The following is a 19,701-nucleotide window of genomic DNA, read 5'->3' as shown; positions in this document are numbered from 1 at the left end:
CCCGGCTTCGGCACGTGCTTCGGCGCGGCTTCGGTGCGGTCTCGGCACGGTCTCGGCACGGTCGAGCCCTCCCCGGCGATCACGAGGCCGATCGTGGGGGTCGGCGGCGCCGGGGCGGACGGCGCTGACGCGCAGGTCACGCGGGGCGTGTTCGAGGACGGCGCCGCGGGTCAGGACGATCGGCCTCGTGCTCGGACGCGGTGTCGTGTCAGCGGCCGCGTCAGCACGGCGACAGCCCCGTGTCAGGGCGGTCGGCGATGGTGAACGCCATGAACGGTTCGAGCGGGTGCGGCCCCATCGCCCCGACCCCGCCCGATGTCGGGCGATGCCGAGCGAGATCGAGCGAGATCGCCAGACGCCGGGCGAGGTCGCTTTGATCCGTGCTGACCACCTGCCCGCGAGCACCTCCTGCGGCTGACACGAATTCCGAACGCGACGCGGCTTTCGAGCCACGCCGGACACGTACTATCGCGAAATGGGGAACGACCATGGAACACACCGTCACCACGCTGCCGGCCGCGCGTGAGCCCGGCTGCCCCTTCGACCCGCCCAGGGAGCTGATCCAGGCCCGCGAGCACGGCCCGATCAGCCGCTACCCCTTCCCCGACGGGCATCAGGGCTGGCTGGTCACCGGCTACGACCTGGTCCGGTCGGTCCTGGCCGACTCGCGCTTCAGCTCCCGCAAGGAGCTCATGCGCCACCACCCGACCATCGACATGGGCGACATCGAGGTCCCACCCGCGGCGCCCGGCGAGTTCCTTCTCATGGACGAGCCGCAGCACGGCCGCTACCGGAAACCGCTGGTGGGCAGGTTCACCGTCCGGCGGATGCGGCTGCTCACCGAGCGCGTCGAGCAGATCACCGCCGAGCATCTGGACGCCATGGAGGAGGCCGGGCCGCCAACCGACCTGGTGACCGCGTTCGCCAAGCCCATTCCCTCCATCGTGATCTGCGAGCTGCTGGGGGTGCCGTACCGGGACCGGGGCTCCTTCCAGGAGAACATCGACAAGTTCCTCGGCGGGGAGGTCGGCGACGAGGAGCTGATCGCGGCCTACACCGCGACCCAGCACTATCTCGCCGAGCTGGTGGCCGCCAAGCGCGCGAACCCCACCGACGACGTGCTCAGTGACCTGCTCGACAGCGACCTGACCGACGAGGAGCTGAGGGGCATCGCCCTGATCCTGCTGGCGGCCGGGTTCGACACCACCGCGAACATGCTGGCGCTGGGCACCTTCGCCCTGCTGAGCAACCCCGCGCAACTCACCGCGCTGCGCGCCGACCCCACCCTCACCGACAAGGCCGTCGAAGAGCTGCTGCGGTATCTCAGCGTCGCCAAGACCTTCATGAGAACGACCCTGGAGGACGTCGAACTGGGCGGCCACACCATCAAGGCCGGCACCACGGTCATCCTGTCCTACAACACCGCCAACCGCGACCCCGACCGCTTCACCGACCCCCACACCCTCGACCTCGCCAGACAGGACGGCGGGCACCTGGCCTTCGGCCACGGCATCCACCAGTGCCTGGGCCAGCAACTGGCCCGCGTCGAGATGCGAGTCGCCCTCCCCGCCCTGCTCAACCGCCTCCCCACCCTGCGCCTGGCCGTACCCGCCGAGGAGGTCGGCCTGCGCCCGGAGACCGCGGACATCTACGGGGTGAAGAGCCTTCCGGTCACCTGGGACGTATGACCGCGAGCCGGTGACGGGAGGCGGCTGTTCCGGAACCGGCCCGGCGTGCCGGTGGCGAGCGAGCGGGTAGACGGGTGGGTGGAGATGCCGGCGAAGCCCGGTGGCGGCTTTCGATGACGCCGGGCACCTCGACGCGCGAGAACGGGCTAGCCGTCGACGATCACACCTCCGATCGCGGTGCGGCCGGCCGGGGTCGCGACGAGCTCGACCGTGACGGTGTCGCGCAGGTGCGCCCCGAGGACCCCGGCGGCGGCGTCGGTGACGGTTCGCACGAGCCTGGCGATGATCTCGCCGCTGTCGGGGCGGGCGAACGCCGCTTCGCGGATACCGAACACGATCACGGGTGGGGCCTCGTCGACCGGCTTGCCGCGCAGGCCCCACCGTCCTGCGGGTACGCCCTCCAGGTGGATGACCGCGACGTCGCGCGCCCACTCGCCGTACACGTCGACCACCGCGTCGGTCAGGGCGGCGATGAGGGCCGGTTCGTTGCCTTCGAGCTGCGGCTCCAGGACCCGGACAGTCAGATGTGGCATCGTGGGCCTCCCGTTTGTTCCCAAATTAGCTTTAAGTTCAAAGGTAATTGGTGAGGTGCCAGATGGTCAACGACGCGGACGGTATGACGGCCCAGCAGGCGGTGCGGTCGATGCTGCTGCTGATGCCCAGACTCGTCGGGCGAGCCAAGCGGCTGCCCGTTCCGGAGCCGCTGCGGACGCTCGACCTCGCGCCCCGCCACCTGTCGCTGCTCTCCTACCTGCAGTACGACGGTCCTCTCACGGTGAGCGGGCTGGCGGAGCGGCTGGAGGTCGCTCCGACGACCGTCAGCCTCATGGTGGGCGACCTGTCCCGCCGCGGCGTCCTGACGCGGAAGGAGGACGACGCCGACCGGCGACGGCGGGTCGTCGCGATCGCGCCGCGGTACGCCGAGCCGATCCGCGAGTGGCTGTCGGGCAGCGCGCTGGCGTGGACCGAGGTCCTGACCGACCTCACCCCGGCCGAACGCGCCACGATCGTGCGGACGATGCGCGCCTTCGAGACCGCCCTGGGCAGGCGGATGCCCACCTGAGGCGAGGTGCAGGTTCCGAAGGCCCTGGAGGCCCTGGAGACCCCGGAAGCCCTGCCCGCCCCGGCATGGTGTCCTCGCGGGCGACGCGGCGCGCGTGGCGACGATCGCCGGCCTCACCGCGACGGCCCGCGGGACGCGAGGCGCCGCCCGACACCACGGGCGCTCTCGGATCGGCCCCCGAATCACCGGCGGAACGCGGAACACGGGGCGCCCTGGCTACGCGGGTTCTCCCTCGCGGGCGCCGGCGCGAAGCTGTGTCACCGCGCGGGCGATGAGGTCGCCACGGCGCCGGTCCTGGCGGGCGTGCACGACGATGCGCCGCAGGACGGTGGGGCGGACCACGGGCCTGGCGACGACTCCGCCGGGAAGCTCCGCGACGGCCAGGCGCGGCAGCACGGTGACGCCGATTCCCGTCTCCACCAGCCGCAGCGCCGCCCGGTGGTCGTCCAGGCGGGCGGCGTAGCGCGGCGTGAAGCCGGCGGCCCGGCAGGCGGTCACGATGATCTGCCCGATCGGGCTGTCGTAGATGTCGTGGTCGATCCAGGGTTCCCCTTCGAGGTCCCGGAGGGCGACCTCGTGGGCGTCGGCGAGGGGGTGGGAGGCAGGGAGCACGGCGACGAGCTCCTCGACGGCGAGCTCGTGACGCCGGTAGCCGTCGAGGTGCACCCCGGCTCCGCCCACCGGCTCGGTCCGGATGTCGAGGTCAGGCCGCCGGCGGCCACGCCCGTCGACGGGCTCGTTGAGGCTGATCTCGACGGTGAGGTTCGGCCGGTGCCGGCGAACGGTCCGCACGACCTCCGGGATCCACCGCTCGGCCGCGGAGGCGAAGCAGGCGATCGCCAGATGCTGCGCCTGACCGCCCCGCAGGTCCGCGACGACGCGTTCGAGGCGCCCGAAGTCGGCGAGGAGCGACTGAGCCTGATCCGCCAGGTGCCGCGCGGCGTCGGTGGGGCTGATGCCGCGCCCCTGCTTCTCGAAGAGGACCAGCCCGGTCTCCCTCGCGAGGGTGGTCATGTGCTGGCTGATCGTCGCGGGAGAGTAGCCGAGGTTGCGTGCCGCTTTGTTGATCGACCCGGCCGCCAGGACAGCGCGCAGGATCGCGAGACGTTGCGGGTTGAGCATGGCGTCAAACATAAGGCAGTACCGAACGACGAGGCGTATTTGTTTGCTTGTTCCGAGCGTTGCCGCCGATGGAGGATGGCATCGAGCAGGACATCGGGCGTCCTTCCGGGCGCGGTGAGAGAGGGCTGGCGATGGACACGACGTTCTGGGAGGAGGCGGACCGCCTCCTGATCCGCTACGGGGCCGGCTTCACCCCCCGGGTCATCGAACGCGCCTCCGGCGCCTACGTCTTCGATCGCGAGGGCAGGCCGATCCTCGACTTCACCTCCGGGCAGATGAGTTCCATCCTCGGCCACGCGCACCCGGACATCGTGGCGACGGTCTCGTCCGCGGTCGCGTCGCTGGACCACCTCTTCAGCGGCATGCTCAGCACGCCCGTGCTGGAGCTCGCCCGCAGGCTCACCGCGACCCTGCCCCCGTCGCTCGGCAAGATGCTGCTGCTCACCACGGGGGCCGAGGCGAACGAGGCCGCGATCAAGATGGCCAAGCTCTCCACCGGCCGCTTCGAGATCGTCTCCTTCGACCGCTCCTGGCACGGCATGACCCAGGGGGCCGCGGCCGCGACCTTCTCGGCCGGGCGGCACGGCTACGGTCCCCCGATGCCGGGGAACCTCGCGCTGCCCACACCGAACGCCTATCGTTCGCCGTTCCGCTCCTGCGACGGCTCCCACGACTGGGAGGCCGAGCTCGCCTACGGCTTCGCCCTGGTCGACCGCCAGTCCGCCGGGAGTCTCGCCGCCTGCCTCGTCGAGCCCATCCTGTCCTCGGGCGGGATCATCGACCTGCCGCCCGGGTATCTGCGCCGCCTCAGGGAGATGTGCGACGAGCGCGGGATGCTGCTCATCCTGGACGAGGCGCAGACCGGTCTCGGCCGCACCGGGACGATGTACGCGTTCGAGCGCGACGGGGTCGCGCCCGACATCCTGACGCTGTCGAAGACCTTGGGAGCCGGGCTGCCCGTGGCGGCCGTCGTCACGACCGCCGAGATCGAGCGACTCTGCCACGAACGGGGCTTCCTCTTCTACACCACCCACGTCTCCGACCCCCTGGCGGCCGCCGTCGCGCTGACGGTCCTCGACGTCATCGACCGCGAGAACCTCACGGAACGCGCCGCGAGGCTGGGCGGCCGGCTCACCGAACGGCTGCTCGCGCTTCGCGACACCTACGAGGTCGTCGGTGACGTCCGCGGCCGTGGCCTGCTGCAGGGCATCGAGCTCGTCAAGGACAAGAGAAGCAAGGTGCCCGCCGACGCGCTGGGCAACGCGATCACCTCGGCCTGTCTCGAACGCGGCCTGCACGTGAACATCGTCCAGCTGCCCGGGATGGGCGGCATCTTCCGCCTCGCCCCGCCTCTCACGATCGGCGACGACGAACTGCACGCCGGAGTGGACATCCTCGAATCGTCCCTCAAGGCCGTGCTCGACGCCACCGCCGCCAGGTGAGGTGGGAGCCGGCCTTCACCCCCACCGCCCGCGCGTCACCCCCGCCTACGCGTTCGGGCCGGAGTACTCCAGGGCCGGTCCGCCGGCCAGGCCGGACGCGACTTCGACGGCGATCTCGATCGCCCGGGCCGCCAGGGGGGAGTGGGTACGGCCGGCCCGCCAGTGCAGGCAGACCTCGCGCGGGGGAATGGCCGGCCGCAGCTCGTGGACGCGGAGCCGGTCGTCGGAGTCGGCCTCGGCGGCGTGGACGGCGAGCCACGGCAGCACCGCGGACCCCATCCCGGCCCGCACCATCGACAGCAGCGTGTCGTTGCCCGCCGTGCGAAAGACGATCTTCGGGGTCACGCCGGCGCGGGCGAACGCCTCCTCCACCCTGGGCTGGTCGCAGGTCGAGGGCCAGGCCACCAGCGGCGCGCCGTCGAGCCGGTCCAGCGGGACGGAACGCCCGGAGAAGGTGCCGCGCCCGGCCACCAGCAGGTACGGGTCGTCGAGCAGCTTGACGTGCTCGACGTCGCCGTCGAGGGGGCCGTCGTAGAACAGCAGGTCGAGGTCGCCGATCCGGGGCGACTCCGGCTCCCCCTCGAACAGCCGGATGTCGCAGCCGGGGTGCTCGTCGCGCAGCCGCCGGACGACGACCGGCAAGATCACCGTGGAGACGCTCTGGAGGGTGCCGATGTCGATCCGGCCCTCGCCGGCCCGGAACCGGTCCACGGCCTCGGCCAGGGCCGCCGCCTTCGCCAGCAGCTCGCGTCCGTGTCCGAGGACGACGGCGCCGAGCGGTGTGATCCGCACAGGCTTGGGCCCACCCGGCCGGTCGAACACCGGGCCGCCGACGGACCTCTCCAACGCGGCGATCTGCTGGCTCACGGTCGACTGGGTGTAGCCGAGGCGGGTCGCCGCCCGGCCGAACGAGCCCTCCTCGGCGACGGCGGCCATCGCGGCCAGGTGCCTCAGTTCGAGATCGGTCACGGGTCCCAGCGTACTCACATTCATCGCTTCTAGCGATTGACTCAATCGGAAACAATCGCTTTTCACGATGGCTCTCGGCTCCTAGCGTGACCGGTATGACAGCAGCCACCGTTGTGCCGGCGAAAGCCCGAAGCCCTCTCCTGCTCGTCGGGGCCGCCCTGGCGATCGTCTACGTCGTCTGGGGCTCGACCTACCTCGCGATCCGGATCATGGTCGAGGAGATGCCGCCCCTCGTGAGCGCCGGTGTCCGCTTCCTGGCGGCCGGCCTGCTTCTGGGCGGGGCGCTGGCGGCGCGTGGCGGTCCGGGCCGACTGGCCGTGACCCGCCGGCAGCTGCTGGGATGCGCGCGGATCGGGCTCTTGCTGCTCGTACTCGGCCAGGGCCTGGTGACCCTCGCCGAGTACGGCGGGGCTCCGTCGGGGATCACGGCGTTGCTGGTCGCGGCAGTGCCGCTGTGGGTGATCTGCTATCGGGTACTGTCGGGCGAGCGACCCGCCGGCCGGACGGTGGCGGGCGTGGCGACGGGCTTCTGCGGCATGGTCGTGGTGGTCACCGCGAACGGTCTCGGTGGCACCTTTCCGGTCTGGACCATGGCGGTCGTCCTCGTCGCCGGCCTGTCGTGGGCGTTCGGCTCGTGGTACCAGCCGCGGATCGAGCTGCCGCGTGACCCGTTCGCGGTCGCGGTCTACGAGATGCTCGTCGGTGGTGGGGCGCTGACGATCATCGGGCTGGCCGCCGGCGAGCGCTTCGACCCGGTCGCCTACTCGGCCCGGTCCTGGGCGGCGTGGGCCTACCTGGTCCTGTTCGGATCCGTCCTGGCGTTCTCGGCCTACATCTGGCTGCTGCAGTCGACCGCGACCTCTTTGGCGGCCACGTACGCGTACGTCAATCCGCTGGTGGCCCTGTGCCTGGGATGGCTGCTCCTCGCCGAACCGGTCACGGTGCCGACCCTCGCCGGCGGCGTGATCGTGGTGCTCGCGGTCGCCGTCGTCGTGCGCTCCGAGTTCCGCCGCTGAATCCGGGTTCCACCGAATCCGGGATCCACCGACCAAGGGAGAGTCCGATGAGCACATTCGTATTGATCCACGGCGGAGGGGACGCCGGATGGTCCTGGCACCTGGTGGCGGCCGGGCTGCGAGCACGCGGGCACGACGCGCTGGCTCCCGACCTTCCGGGTGATGACGCGTCGAAGACCCTGGCGGACTACGCCGACGCCGTGGTCGAGGCCGTCGGCGACAAGCGGGACCTGGTCGTCGTGGGCCACTCGTTCGGCGCGTTCACCGCCTCGCTGGTCGCCGATCGGCTGCCCGTCGACGTGCTGGTCCTGCTGGCCGGCATGATCCCGTCGCCGGGTGAGTCCCCGGACGAGTGGTGGGCCAACACCGGCTACCGCGACGCGGTGGAGGAGCAGGCCGAGCGCGACGGCGGCTTGACCGGCAACGCGGATCCGTTCGTGAGCTTCTACCACGACGTACCCCGGGAACTGGCCGCGGAGGCGATGGGCAGGGAGCGCGACCATCCGTCCAGGGCCGCGTCGGCCGCTCCGTGGCCGCTGGAGGCGTGGCCGGACGTGCCGACGAGGTTCGTGCTGTGCGGTGAGGACCGCTTCTTCCCGCCCGGCTTCTTTCGCCGGCTGGTGCCCGAGCGCCTGGGCATCGTCCCCGACGAGATCGCGGGCGGCCACTGCGTCGCCCTCAGCCGCCCCGAAGAGGTGGCGGACATCCTGGCGGGCTACGCGGCCACCGCGTCCGCCACGAGGGCCGAGCGGTGAACCGTCCCTCGGCGGCCGGCCCGCCCAGCCTTCCGGAAACGGCGTCGCCGGACCGGATGCGAGGCGCACCCGGCGAAGGACCCGGCGAAGCCCTGACGCGTCGGCATCCGCCCGGCCGGCACGCCGACGGGCAGCCGATCGACGACCGGCGAGACACCCGGGCGCGGCCGGACCCCGAACCGACCGCGGGCGAGCACGGGACCAGGCAGACCGGCCTGTTCGACTACGACGCGGAGTTGCGTCCGCACAACGAACTCTTCCGTGCCGCCGCCCGCGTCGGCTCGCGCGACCGTGTGCTCGACATCGGCTGCGGCACGGGGCAGTCCACCCGCGAGGCCGCCCGCGCCGCCGCCGCCGGAAGCGTGACAGGGGTCGACCTCTCCGCGCCGATGCTCGAACGGGCCCGCCGGCTCAGCGACGAGCAGGGACTGCCCAACATCACCTACCAGTGCGCGGACGCCCAGGTTCACCCCTTCCCGTCGACGCACTTCGACCTTTGCATCAGCAGGTTCGGAACGATGTTCTTCGCCGACCCGGTCGCCGCGTTCACCAACATCCGGCGCGCCTTGCGCCCCGGAGCGCGTCTCGTGCTGCTGGTCTGGCAAGATCGCGACCGCAATGAGTGGGCCTCCGCGATCCGCCGGAGCCTCACCGCCGCGACGGCCGCGCCCGCCCCTCTCTCCGGCGGCCCGGGCCCGTTCTCACTCGCCGACCCGGCCATCGCACGAGGCGTCCTGACGGCGGCGGGCTTCACCCAGGTCGGCTTCACCGACGTGCACGAGCCCGTCTACTACGGCCCGGACACCGCCGCCGCCTTCGACAACGTGATGCGCCTACGGGAGTACGAAGACCTGCTCGCCGACCTCGACGCCGCGGCAGCCGAGCAGGCGCGCACGCGGCTGCGCGCCACCCTCGCCGCCCACGACACCGGCGGCGTCTACTTCGACTCGCGTGCCTGGATCATCACCGCCCGCCGTCGCCGGCCACCCGGCGCCACCCGGACGGCGTAAGCGATCGGGCCGTTGCGCGTACGGCGTTCGTGAACTCGTCTCCGGCCATGGCCGGCCGCGCCCTGCGCGTCACGCAAGATGCCAAGGTCCGCCGCGCCCTCCAGTCCGCGGGGGGGCGTTCACCACCGGCACCGATCGGGCGGTGGATACAGGGCCGGGTCGACGGGGGTCACTTCTCGGCCGTGCCGGGTCTCCCCCCGATGGACTCCTGATAGACGTCCGCGTAGGTGCGCGAGTCCTTGACCAGGTCGTCGCAGAAGGCGGCGACGTCGTCGCCGATGAGTTCCAGGACTCCCTTGCCGGCTGCGACGCCCTCCTCGAAGAAATCGACGATCCCCGAGAGCAGGGACCCGTCGGGCAGGTCGACCGGCCCGACCTTGAAGAGGTACCTCTGAATCTCCTTGTAGACGATCTGGTAGTCCGGCGGGAGCGCCTTGACCCGCGCCACGTGCGCCCGCCACTGCCTCTTGCCCTCGATGATGTCCTGGATGCCCACGTCAGCCTCCCAGCCGGTTCAATTTCCTCGCGACGTTCCTGTTCAGCTGCTCGCGCCACCGGTCGCGATAGCTCCGGGCCCCTTCTCCGCCGGCCAGCGCCGCGCAGAAGCCCTTGACGTCGTCACCCACCACCTCGTGAATGTCCTGCCCGTCGGCCGCCGTCTCTTCGAGCAGCCCCAGGGCGCCGTCGAGAATCGGCATCAGGTTCCGGCCCGTGAAGTCCGCGTAGGGAGAGAGGTGCCCCTTGATCTCCTCCCACGCCGCCCGGTGGCCGGCCGGCAACGCCTCGGCCCGGGCATCGAACGCCTTCCACTCCCTGGTGAGGTCGCTGCCCGTGATGGTCTCCCAGAAGTTCATCTCCCGCCCTCCTTGAGCTTGTCGATCCGCGATGTGACGTACTCCCATTTCGCCCAGAACGTCGCGAGCTCCTCGCGCCCCGCGTCGTTGAGCGCGTAGAACTTGCGTGGCGGGCCGAGCCCGGACGGTCGTTTCGTCACCCGGACGAGCCCGTTCCTCTCCAGCCGCAGCAGGATGGTGTACACCGTCCCCTCGACGACGTCGGCGAAGCCGAGCTCGTTCAGCCGGCGCGTGATGGCGTACCCGTAGGTCTCCTCGCCGCCGATGATCTCGAGCACGCAGCCCTCAAGCGTGCCCTTCAGCATCTCCGTCAGGTCGTCCATCGTGGGTCCTCTTCGGTCTCCTGGTACTCGGTGGCACCGAGTACCAGTACACGGTACCACCGAGTAGTGGGCGATGCCAGCGGGCGGCGAGCACGGAGCACGGACCGTGGAAGCGATTCGAACCATCGGCGCCGCGCCCGGCGCGCGGCCGATGGGAGGGGACCGCAGGAGGCCCGTCGGCGGGAGCGGGCCGGCGTGGGCCGGCGAAAGCTCCGGCCCACGCCGTGATCCACATCTGATCACCCGCCTGGACCGGGCCGGCGCTTCCGCCGAGAGGCGGGCGCCCGGCCACGTCGAGCCGTTTTTCCGGGTTATGGCTGATCTTGGAAAGAGTCTCGCGCCTTCACGACGCGGCTTCCCGGAGAGACCGTCCCGACCCCCCTGGACGGTCTGCCACGATAGGGCGCATGCCCGAGCTTCGATCCGGCCCGCGCGACGTGGACGTGTGGGCCGCCGACGAGAGCCCGTTCCCCCCTGACTCCTGGGGGCGTGAGGGTTCCGCCAGACACGCTTTGCCGTGGGGGTTCGCGTTCGTCGTCGTCCTGCTGGTGGTGGGCCGTCTCACTCTGGCGCCGCACCTGACGGCACCCGCGCTGCGGACGTGGGCCACGATCTTCGTCGCGATCTGCGTGCAGGCGTTGCCGTTCCTGGTCTTCGGGGTGGCGCTGTCGGCGGCGATCACGGCGTTCGTCCCGGCGTCGTTCTGGACCAGGGCGCTGCCCAGGCACCCGGCCGCCGCCGTCCCCGTCGCCGGGGTGGCCGGGGCCGTGCTGCCGGGGTGTGAGTGCGCGTCCGTCCCGGTCGCCTCGGGCCTGATGGCCAGGGGGGTGGCCCCGGCCGCCGCGCTGGCGTTCCTGCTCGCCTCCCCCGCGATCAACCCGATCGTGCTGGTCGCGACCGCCGTCGCCTTCCCCGGCCAGCCGCTGATGGTGCTGGCCCGCTTCGGCGCGTCCCTGACCGTGGCGGTGCTGGTCGGCTGGCTGTGGCTGAGGTTCGGCCGTGCCGGCTGGCTGCGGATCCCCTCCCGGCCACACGGCGACGGCCGTAAATGGGCGCGGTTCGGCGAGGCGATGCGGCACGACCTGTTGCACGCGGGCGGGTTCCTCATCGTCGGCGGCCTGGCCGCGGCCACGCTGAACGTCACGGTCCCCCGCGAGTGGCTCACCGCGATCGCCGAGGTGCCCTGGCTCGCCGTCCTGGTCATGGCGCTGCTGGCGGTGCTGCTGTCGATCTGCTCGGAGGCCGACGCGTTCGTGGCCGCCTCGATGACCGCCTTCTCCCCCACCGCCAAACTCGCCTTCCTGGTGGTCGGCCCGATGGTCGACCTGAAGCTGATCGCGCTGCAGGCCGGCACGTTCGGCAGGGCCTTCACGGTGAGGTTCGTCCCGCTGACCTTCGCCCTCGCCGTCCTGGTGAGCATCCTGTTCGGCCGGTTACTGCTGTGACGCCCCCGTCCCCCTCCCCCTCGCGCCCCGTTGCGGCGGAAGGAACCCGCGCTTCCCGATGAACCGTGTGACCCAGAACCTCGTCCTCACCCTGCTGGGCTGCGCCGTGCTGCGCATCTCGGCGTTCTCCACGACCTACCTCAACTACGTCAAACCCGGCTTCCGGCCGTTCCTGATCGGCGCCGGGGTGGTGCTGGTGGCCCTCGGGCTCATCGGGCTGTTCCAGGCGGTCCGGGCCGGGAAGACCGCGGCGGAGGAGGGCGTACGGGACGGCACGCGCGAGCACCCGCATAATCACTCCGGCGCGTACGAACACCCGCATGATCATGACCGGTCCGGTGCGGGCGGGCACGGGCACGGGCCCGCAGACGGTGCCGGAAACAGTGGCGGTGACGGTGGCGGGCACGACCACGCGCACGGCGGCCCCCGGGTCGCGTGGCTGCTGTGCCTGCCGGTGTTCGCGATCTTCCTGATCGCGCCGCCCGCGCTGGGCTCCTTCGCCGCCTCCCGCGACGACACCCCGCCGCCCCGCGACCAGAGCCTGGGCTCCTTCACCCCGCTCACCGGCACCGGCCCCGTGGAGATGACCATCGGCGACTTCATCGGCCGCGCCTGGGACGACGACAAGAAATCCCTCACCGGCCGCGAGGTCAGGCTGACCGGCTTCGTCTCCCCCGCCAAGAAGAAGGGCCAGTGGTACGTCACCCGCATGCAGATCGCCTGCTGCGCCGCCGACGCGTTCCCCCTGAAGGTCGCGGTCAGGGGGCTGCAGGCACCGCCCGCCGACACCTGGGTCGAGGTCACCGGCACCTGGATCCCGCAGACCTTCGGCAAGATGACCACCGGCGTCATCTACCCCCAGCTCACCGGTAAGAGCCTCACCAGGGTCGAGGCCCCCGACGAGCAGTACGAGTGACACCGAAGGACGCCTGCGGGCTCGGATTCACCGGCGCGTTCTCTCCGCGGGCCCGTGGGTGACCCTCCCGGGCCGAGGGCGCCGGCGGGCGCGGCGCGTCTCCCGAGGAGGTGGCCCGTCCATGGCGGGCGATGGGAAAGGGGAGTTATCCACTCCTTTCCACTTTTAACGTATAGCGCACCGGGGGGCTTGCCGCAAGACCCGGGTCGTACCGCATAATCGTCCGCCGGGGCCGGAACCTGCGGAAACGGGGGATACGAAATGCGTGTGCCGTTGTCGACACCGCTCGACGCGATCAGCAGGGAAAGGCCGCCCCTGTCCTCCGCGTGACCCCCACGGGACCGACGACCCGGAACCCGGAACCGGCGAACCCGCGAGTCCGCCAACTCGCGAACTCGCGAACTCGCGAATCCTGACGCCCCGGAGCGGCGGCGGCCACGGGAACCGTGCCCGGCGAAGCGCCGCCCGGCACGGCCGCCGGTCGTCACGCCGGTCCGGACGCCCTGCCACGCGCGACGGTCGCAAACGACCTCAGATCGGAGCCGATGACGTGAACCCGCTGACCACCAGCGCGTTTGACCTTCCCGACCACCTCTCCCCCAAGGCCGACCCGGCGCTGATCGCCGACGACGAGCGGCACTTCGCGGCCATCGCGCGGAGCCTCGAACAGTCGATCACCGACCTGTCCGACCGCCTCGCCGCCGAACGCAGGGCACCCGGCGGCAAGGGCCGGCAGGTGCTGGACCGGGACCTGGAGATCCACCGGCTCACCGCTCGCCTGCGCACCCTGCGCCGCTTCGGCCTGGACCTGTGCCTCGGGCACATGGTCGGCGCGGACGACCCCGAACCCGTGTACGTCGGACGGCTCGGCCTCACCGACAGCACGGGCCGCCGGCTGCTGCTCGACTGGCGATCCCCCGCGGCCGAGCCGTTCTTCGGAGCCACCCACGCCAACCCGATGGGCCTGGCGAGCCGCCGCAGGTACCGCTGGACCCGCGGCCGGATCAGCGACTACTGGGACGAGGTGTTCACCCAGGACGGATTCGAGGGACACGCCGCGCTCGACGACCAGTCCGCCTTCATCGCCAGCCTGGGCGCCGACCGGTCGCCCCGGATGCGAGACGTGCTCGGCACCATCCAGGCCGACCAGGACGCCATCATCCGAGCGGGATCCCGCGGCGCCCTCGTCGTCGACGGCGGCCCCGGAACGGGCAAGACCGTCGTCGCCCTGCACCGCTCCGCCTACCTCCTCTACTCCGACCCCCGCCTCGGCCACAGCCGGGGCGGCGTGCTGTTCGTCGGCCCGCACCAGCCCTACCTGGCCTACGTCGCCGACGTCCTGCCCAGCCTCGGGGAGGACGGCGTACGGACCTGCACCCTGCGAGACCTCGTCGCCGAGGGAGCGGCGGCGACGACCGAGGCCGACCCGGAGGTGGCCCGCCTGAAGTCGTCCGCGGACCTGGTACGGGCGATCGAGCCGGCCGTCAGGTTCTACGAGAACCCGCCCACCCAGGCGATGACGGTCACGACCGACTGGGCCGACATCCGGCTGAGCGCCGACGACTGGGCCGAGGCGTTCGAGGCGGCGGAACCCGGTACGCCGCACAACGAGGCGCGCGACCGGATCTGGGAGGAACTGCTCACGATCCTGACGGACAAGCACGACGACGAGGAGGCCCCGGCCCACCTGCTGCGCAAGTCGCTGCTGCGCAACAGGGAGCTGCTCACGGTCTTCAACCGCGCGTGGCCGCTGATCGAGGCGGCCGACCTCGTCGCAGACCTGTGGTCGGTGCCCGCCTACCTGCGGATGTGCGCCCCCTGGCTCGGCTCCGACGACATCCGGCGGCTGCGGCGCGAGAACGCCCAGGCCTGGACGGTGTCCGACCTGCCGCTCCTGGACGCGGCGCGACAGCGGCTCGGCGACCCGGAGGCGTCACGGCGCAGGCGCCGCCAGGAGGCCGCCGTCGCCGCCGAACGCGAGCGCATGGCCACCGTCGTCGACGCCCTGCTCGAAGCCGACGACGACGGCGAGGGGGCGGTGACGATGCTGCACGGACAGGACATGAAGGACGCCCTGGTCGACGAGACCGTACTGCCCGGCGCCGAACCGGACCCGCTCGCCGGCCCGTTCGCGCACATCGTCGTGGACGAGGCCCAGGAACTGACCGACGCGGAGTGGCAGATGCTGCTGCTGCGCTGCCCGTCCCGGAGCTTCACCATCGTCGGGGACCGCGCCCAGGCCAGGCACGGGTTCACGGAGTCGTGGCGGGAACGGCTGGAGCGGATCGGGATCGACCGGATCGAGCTGGCCTCCCTGAGCGTCAACTACCGGACCCCGGAAGAGATCATGGCGGAGGCCGAACCGGTCATCCGGGCCGTACTCCCGGACGCCAACGTGCCGACGTCCATCCGCAGCGGCGACGTCCCCGTCGTACGCGGGTCCGTCTCCGAGCTGCGCTCGATCCTCGACACCTGGCTCGCCGCGCACGCCGAGGGGATCGCCTGCGTCATCGGCGACCCCGCGTTCCCGGCGACGTCCCGCGTCCGGTCGCTCACCCCGGAGCTGGCGAAGGGGCTCGAGTTCGACCTGGTCGTCCTCGTCGACCCGGAGGCGTTCGGCGAGGGCGTCGCGGGAGCGGTCGACCGCTACGTCGCCATGACCCGGGCGACCCAGCGGCTCGTCATCCTCACGAGCCCCTGACGCCGGGCGAGCGCCCGCTCCCCGCCTGACCGGAGCGCGTCCGGGGCCGGGGCCGGGCGGAGGGCGCGGTCACTCGGCGACGGCGTCGAGCAGGTAGCGGCGTTGTCCCTCGGTCAGGTCACCGACGTGGCGGCTGGCCTCGATCCCGCCTGCCGTCAGGAGCCTGGTGATCTCGGCGGGGCTGTGGCCGGGCAGGATCGACAGGAGCCATCCGACCCAGGCGTTCTTGACGACCTCGTCGGTGCGGGTCAGCACCTCGCTCAGGGGCATCCGCCCGGTGGTCACCGCTTCGCGCAGCTGGGCCTGGGTCAGGGGGGCCGTCGCCCGCGGGGTCGGCGGCCGGGCGGCGGGCGTGGGGGCGGGTGAGACCGGTGCCGCACGGCCGGCGACGTGGGACCCGTGCCCGGCCGGCGGGTGGTCCTCACCCAGTACGCCGTGCGTGGCGACCAGGAGGACGCCCCCGGTGACGGCGACGCCCGCGGCGATGGCCAGATGGCGCCCCGACAGCCGCCCGCCCTCCTGGCCGGCGGCGGCGAGCCTGAGCCCGACGACCGCGGTGCGCAGCAGCACACCGGTGACCATGCCGAGCAGGAGCGGCACCGTCTGGCCGGGCAGCGGGGCGACGGCGGCGATCAGGATGCCGGCGGCCGGGCTGAGGCAGGAGACGACCAGCCACGGGGCCAGGCGCTGCCGGGCCATGTCCAGCAGGGCGGCCAGCGCCAGGCCCTCGCCGGCCGAGTGGACCATGAGGGCGATGACGACCACGGCGGAGGCGGTCAGTGCCAGCGTCGCGCCTTCGATCGCCCGGTGCAGGGTGAGGGCGGCCGCGGTGCCCATGCCGCCGAACAGGGCGGCGTCGACGGCTTCCTTGACGCGGCGGTGCAGGCCGGGCGCGTGCCTGCCGCCGACCGGCCTGGATCCCTCGTGCCCGTGCCTGTGCCCGCAGCCTTTGCGGGTGAAGTAGGTGATCACCAGGAAGCCGAACACGATGGCCAGCCCGACCGCCCACAGGGGCACTCCCGTTTCCGTGGCGTCTCGCCAGGCGTCGGGCAGCAGGTCGGCCAGGGCGGTGATCAGCATCATCGCCGAGGCGATCGCGAGCCACACCGTCACCTTCGCGGAGTTACGCCGGGCCAGCCACGCCCCGGCGAGCGTGGACAGCGACACCAGCAGCACCGCCGCCCACGCGCCGGCACCGGGAGAGGCTCCCTCCAGCGCCGGTCCCAGCGCCGATGTCCCTTCGGCCGTCAACATGTCTCACCACCTCTTGTCGGCATTGGATCGCGGAAGGGTCTCGAACCGGCCGACGGGCCGTTCGGCGCTCTTTGACGGCGACGCCCGTGGGCCTGTCCGTGGGCGTGTCCGCCGGTGCGTCGGCCAGTGTGTCCGTGGGCGTGTCGGCCGGTGCGTCGGCCAGTGTGTCCGTGGGCGTGTCGGCCGGTGCGTCGCCCGACGGCGGCCGCCGTCGAGGCGGCCGGTGTCGTCACCGGCCGCCGGTCATCGGCGAGGGGGCGGTGCCGGCCCCGGCTCGCCGGAGTCGGCGAGTTCACCGAGCAGGCTCCGCAGTTGGTCGACCTGCGCCTGCAGGCTGCGCCTGAGCCGGTTGCCGTAGTCGGCGGCGAAGGCGTTGAACTCCTCGGTCCGGCGTTCCAGTTCCTGCCCGCAGGAGGCGTGCACCTCCTGCCGCAGAACGGCGGCGCGGTCGCGGGCCTGCGCCACGATCACCTCGGCCTGCCGCTCGGCGGCGGCCAGCATCCGGTCGGCGCTGTCCTGGGCCATCGCCATGATCCGCGTCACGCGCTCCTCCGCCGGTCCGGCCTGCCTGGCGGCGCGCTCGGCGGCGGTCGCGCGGGCGTACAGCTCCGCGTTCTCCTGTACGAGCATGGTGAAGGTGGCTTCGATCTGGCCGAGGAAGGTGTCCACCTCGGCCAGGTCGTAGCCTTCGCGCAGCCGGACCACGGTGAACACCTGGTTGCGCACGGCGGCAGGGCTCAACCGGCTCACGCCGGCGGAAAGGCCCGTGCCGAGCGGGGAGGTAGGGGCGTGATCGATCTCGTCGAGGGAGGCGGGTGCGTGGCCTGGCTCGTCGTGCATGGCCTTTCACGTGACCTTTCACCATGGTTTTCGAAACGTGACCGGGACCGGTGAGCTCGGGAATCGGTGTCGTCCGACCGTCGTGGTTCCGGGTTCTGCGGAGTTCTGCGGAGTTTTGCGGAAGGCACCTGGCGGTGTGGCACGCACCAGGCCGGCTCATCGTGCCCTGACCTGGCCGCGTGACGTCGGATGAGGGCGGGCGGCCTCACGACCGGCGTGTTCCTCGGGTCCAGGTGCCGACGGCCGGATGACGGCGCTCCGGTCGGATGACGGCGGCCCGGTCGGCGAGGACGCGGGCGGCGCCGTGGCCGGTCAGGCGCCGTCAGGTGTCACGAGGGTGGTCAGGGTAACGGTGGTTCGCTTCGTGGTCATCGCCGTGTTTCCCTTCGATCGGCATCTGTCCACCGGCGCGGAGTCGGCGGCCCGGCCAGGCGGAGGGCACTTGACCTGCGATGCTCACGAAGCGTAATTTCCTCATTACCTAACGCTTAAACATGTGAGCAACCGAGCACACATGCATTGCGACCAGCAGCCCTCGCCCCGACGAGGAAAAGAGGTGGGCGCCGTGCCCCCCCGAATCACGGTCCGCGCCCCCGCGGACCCGAGCGGCCACTCCCCCGCGACGGTGACCGTGCGTCCCGACACCCCCTCCGGCTCGGCGGTGGACGCCGAGCGGGTGCAGAGCGTCCGGCGGGCGCTGCCGCCCGAACCGGTGGTGCAGGAGCTCGCGCAGGTCTTCGCACTACTGGCCGACCCCGGAAGACTGCGGCTGACGGCCGCCCTGCTGCACGCCGGGGAGATGTGCGTACGCGATCTGGCGGCGGTCACCGGCCAGAGCATGTCGGCCACCTCGTGCGCGCTGCGACTGCTGCGCGCCCACCACGTGGTGCAGGTCCGCCGCGCCGGGCGGCTGGCGCACTACCGGCTGGCCGACTCTCACATGCGGATGCTGTTCGCCCAGGCGATCACCCACATCGGGCACGAAACAGGCACCCACCACGGGGAGTGAAGCGATGGCCGAGCACGGACACGCGGACGGACACAGCGACGGGCACCGGCACGGGCACGCGGACGGACACAACGCCGGGCACCGGCACCGGCACGGACACGGGGTGAGCGCGGAGGCCGATCGCCGCTATCTGACCGGAGCGCTGGCGCTGATCGCCGGATTCATGGCGGTCGAGGTCGTCGCCGGCCTCATCGCCCGTTCCCTGGCCCTGATCTCCGACGCCGGGCACATGCTCACCGACGCCATCGCCGTCGTCTTCGCGCTGATCGCCATGCGGATCGCCGCCCGGCCGCCCCAGGGCGGCTTCACCTACGGGCTCAAACGCGCCGAGATCATCTCCGCGCAGGTCAACGGCATCACCCTGCTGCTGCTGGCAGCCTGCTTCGTCTTCGAGGGCGTCCGCCGCCTGGTCGCCCCTCCCGACGTCGAGGGCCTGTACGTGGTGGTGACCGGCCTGGCCGGGATCGCCGTCAACCTGGCCGCCACCTGGCTGCTGTCTCGGGCCGACCGCTCCAGCCTCAACGTCGAGGGCGCCTACCAGCACATCCTCAACGACCTGTTCGCCTTCGTCGCCACCACGGTCGCCGGAGCCGCCATCTGGTTCACCGGCTGGACCCGGGCCGACGCGATCGCCGCCCTCGTCACCGCCTCCCTGATGTTCAAAGCGGGCTGGGGCCTGGTCCGCGACGCGGGCCGGGTCTTCATGGAAGCCGCCCCCGTGGGCATGAGTCCCGCCGAGATCGGCGCCAGGACCGCCACCCTGGAACACGTCGTCGAGGTGCACGACCTGCACATCTGGGAGGTCACCTCCGGCTACGCCGCGCTGTCGGCGCACATCCTGGTCGCTCACGGCGCCGACTGCCACACCGTGCGCCAGGCCGCCGAGCGGATGTTCCGCGACACCTACGGTATCGAGCACATCACCTTGCAGGTCGACCACGTCCCACCGGGGCTGCTGACCATCGGCGACGCCGCCCCCCACTGCGCCGCACCGCACGGCCCCGCCCACCGCAGCCCGCCACGGCCCGAGCCGCGGCACTGACCCTCGGTGCCGTCACCGGACCGGCGCGCCCGCCGGGGGCGGCGGCCGCGTAGCGCCCTCGTACCCGGCCCCTCGCGCTTTTGGAGCTCGCCGGAAGGCGTCCTCCGAGGATCAGGGCGAACGGCCGGTCTCCGGGCGCTACCGCGCGCCGCCCGCTCACCGGTATCCGCAGAACACGATGTGCCAGACCTCCCGGATACACCCCCGCGGCCGGGGGCCGGACCGGGAGCCCGGCCTCGCCACGGGCGGGCC

20 protein-coding genes are annotated in these 19,701 nt (G+C 72.0%); 11 read left to right on the top strand and 9 right to left on the bottom strand.

Annotated features, from left to right (window positions below):
* Positions 1-220: 220 nt before the first annotated feature.
* Positions 221-391 carry a hypothetical protein gene (locus ACFFRH_RS42080; RefSeq protein ID WP_386163653.1) on the bottom strand — a complete coding sequence of 57 codons (171 nt, stop codon included), beginning with the start codon at positions 389-391 and terminating at the stop codon, positions 221-223.
* A 97-nt stretch (positions 392-488) separates the two neighbouring features.
* On the opposite strand from ACFFRH_RS42080, the gene ACFFRH_RS42075 reads away from it, so the two are divergent.
* Positions 489-1,688, top strand: coding sequence for a cytochrome P450 (locus ACFFRH_RS42075; protein ID WP_386163651.1), 1,200 nt, complete (start codon positions 489-491; stop codon positions 1,686-1,688).
* Positions 1,689-1,834: 146 nt separating this feature from the next.
* Here ACFFRH_RS42075 and ACFFRH_RS42070 read toward each other — a convergent pair whose 3' ends face one another.
* On the bottom strand, positions 1,835-2,221 hold the full coding sequence (locus tag ACFFRH_RS42070; protein ID WP_386163649.1) for a tautomerase family protein: 387 nt from the start codon (positions 2,219-2,221) through the stop codon (positions 1,835-1,837).
* Between the two features lie 62 nt (positions 2,222-2,283).
* Between ACFFRH_RS42070 and ACFFRH_RS42065 the strand changes: the two genes are divergently transcribed.
* On the top strand, positions 2,284-2,751 hold the full coding sequence (locus ACFFRH_RS42065; protein WP_386163647.1) for a MarR family winged helix-turn-helix transcriptional regulator: 468 nt from the start codon (positions 2,284-2,286) through the stop codon (positions 2,749-2,751).
* Between the two features lie 216 nt (positions 2,752-2,967).
* On the opposite strand, the gene ACFFRH_RS42060 is transcribed toward ACFFRH_RS42065, so the two are convergent.
* On the bottom strand, positions 2,968-3,873 hold the full coding sequence (locus ACFFRH_RS42060) for a LysR family transcriptional regulator (RefSeq protein WP_386163645.1): 906 nt from the start codon (positions 3,871-3,873) through the stop codon (positions 2,968-2,970).
* A 68-nt stretch (positions 3,874-3,941) separates the two neighbouring features.
* On the opposite strand from ACFFRH_RS42060, the gene ACFFRH_RS42055 reads away from it, so the two are divergent.
* Complete coding sequence (locus ACFFRH_RS42055; protein WP_386163643.1) at positions 3,942-5,315, top strand: aspartate aminotransferase family protein; 1,374 nt, start codon at positions 3,942-3,944, stop codon at positions 5,313-5,315.
* A gap of 45 nt (positions 5,316-5,360) precedes the next feature.
* Here ACFFRH_RS42055 and ACFFRH_RS42050 read toward each other — a convergent pair whose 3' ends face one another.
* Positions 5,361-6,284: a LysR family transcriptional regulator gene (locus ACFFRH_RS42050; RefSeq protein WP_386163641.1), complete on the bottom strand. Its 924-nt coding sequence runs from the start codon at positions 6,282-6,284 to the stop codon at positions 5,361-5,363.
* 95 nt (positions 6,285-6,379) lie between these two features.
* On the opposite strand from ACFFRH_RS42050, the gene ACFFRH_RS42045 reads away from it, so the two are divergent.
* The 3 genes from ACFFRH_RS42045 to ACFFRH_RS42035 are packed head-to-tail and all read left to right on the top strand — an operon-like array spanning position 6,380 to position 9,065.
* The gene (locus ACFFRH_RS42045; protein ID WP_386163639.1) at positions 6,380-7,300 is read left to right on the top strand and encodes an EamA family transporter; all 921 of its coding nucleotides are present in this window, start codon (positions 6,380-6,382) and stop codon (positions 7,298-7,300) included.
* A gap of 47 nt (positions 7,301-7,347) precedes the next feature.
* Positions 7,348-8,055: an alpha/beta fold hydrolase gene (locus ACFFRH_RS42040; protein WP_386163637.1), complete on the top strand. Its 708-nt coding sequence runs from the start codon at positions 7,348-7,350 to the stop codon at positions 8,053-8,055.
* 56 nt (positions 8,056-8,111) lie between these two features.
* Positions 8,112-9,065 (top strand): class I SAM-dependent methyltransferase, encoded by a 954-nt coding sequence (locus ACFFRH_RS42035; RefSeq protein ID WP_386163635.1) that lies wholly within the window; start codon positions 8,112-8,114, stop codon positions 9,063-9,065.
* Positions 9,066-9,234: 169 nt separating this feature from the next.
* Here ACFFRH_RS42035 and ACFFRH_RS42030 read toward each other — a convergent pair whose 3' ends face one another.
* Genes ACFFRH_RS42030 through ACFFRH_RS42020 form a run of 3 tightly spaced genes read right to left on the bottom strand, consistent with a single transcriptional unit; the run spans position 9,235 to position 10,242 of the window.
* Positions 9,235-9,561 (bottom strand): DUF1048 domain-containing protein, encoded by a 327-nt coding sequence (locus ACFFRH_RS42030; RefSeq protein WP_386163633.1) that lies wholly within the window; start codon positions 9,559-9,561, stop codon positions 9,235-9,237.
* 1 nt (position 9,562) lies between these two features.
* Positions 9,563-9,919, bottom strand: a complete 357-nt coding sequence (locus tag ACFFRH_RS42025) for a DUF1048 domain-containing protein (protein ID WP_386163631.1) — start codon at positions 9,917-9,919, stop codon at positions 9,563-9,565.
* Entirely contained in the window at positions 9,916-10,242 is a 327-nt protein-coding gene (locus tag ACFFRH_RS42020; RefSeq protein ID WP_386163629.1) for a PadR family transcriptional regulator, read from the bottom strand. The genes ACFFRH_RS42025 and ACFFRH_RS42020 overlap by 4 nt, the downstream gene beginning before the upstream one ends.
* Positions 10,243-10,649: 407 nt before the next feature.
* Between ACFFRH_RS42020 and ACFFRH_RS42015 the strand changes: the two genes are divergently transcribed.
* From ACFFRH_RS42015 to helR, 3 genes are all read left to right on the top strand, one after another.
* Positions 10,650-11,687 (top strand): permease, encoded by a 1,038-nt coding sequence (locus ACFFRH_RS42015; protein WP_386163627.1) that lies wholly within the window; start codon positions 10,650-10,652, stop codon positions 11,685-11,687.
* Between the two features lie 58 nt (positions 11,688-11,745).
* Positions 11,746-12,603, top strand: a complete 858-nt coding sequence (locus tag ACFFRH_RS42010) for a TIGR03943 family putative permease subunit (RefSeq protein ID WP_386163625.1) — start codon at positions 11,746-11,748, stop codon at positions 12,601-12,603.
* 550 nt (positions 12,604-13,153) lie between these two features.
* The gene (helR, locus tag ACFFRH_RS42005; RefSeq protein ID WP_386163623.1) at positions 13,154-15,304 is read left to right on the top strand and encodes an RNA polymerase recycling motor ATPase HelR; all 2,151 of its coding nucleotides are present in this window, start codon (positions 13,154-13,156) and stop codon (positions 15,302-15,304) included.
* A gap of 69 nt (positions 15,305-15,373) precedes the next feature.
* Here helR and ACFFRH_RS42000 read toward each other — a convergent pair whose 3' ends face one another.
* Both ACFFRH_RS42000 and ACFFRH_RS41995 read right to left on the bottom strand, forming a co-directional pair.
* Positions 15,374-16,558 (bottom strand): hypothetical protein, encoded by a 1,185-nt coding sequence (locus ACFFRH_RS42000; protein ID WP_386163621.1) that lies wholly within the window; start codon positions 16,556-16,558, stop codon positions 15,374-15,376.
* Positions 16,559-16,801: 243 nt separating this feature from the next.
* On the bottom strand, positions 16,802-17,398 hold the full coding sequence (locus ACFFRH_RS41995; protein WP_386163619.1) for a DivIVA domain-containing protein: 597 nt from the start codon (positions 17,396-17,398) through the stop codon (positions 16,802-16,804).
* A 565-nt stretch (positions 17,399-17,963) separates the two neighbouring features.
* Here ACFFRH_RS41995 and ACFFRH_RS41990 point away from each other — a divergent pair.
* Both ACFFRH_RS41990 and ACFFRH_RS41985 read left to right on the top strand, forming a co-directional pair.
* A complete protein-coding gene (locus ACFFRH_RS41990; RefSeq protein WP_386163617.1) occupies positions 17,964-18,407 on the top strand; it encodes an ArsR/SmtB family transcription factor in 444 nt (147 codons plus the stop codon).
* Between the two features lie 4 nt (positions 18,408-18,411).
* Entirely contained in the window at positions 18,412-19,449 is a 1,038-nt protein-coding gene (locus ACFFRH_RS41985; protein ID WP_386163615.1) for a cation diffusion facilitator family transporter, read from the top strand.
* Positions 19,450-19,701 lie beyond the last annotated feature (252 nt).

Source organism: Streptosporangium vulgare (genome assembly GCF_042428775.1).
GTDB lineage: Bacteria > Actinomycetota > Actinomycetes > Streptosporangiales > Streptosporangiaceae > Streptosporangium > Streptosporangium vulgare.
Note: the sequence above shows the minus strand (reverse complement) of the source record. Positions and strands in the feature narration are given on the sequence as shown.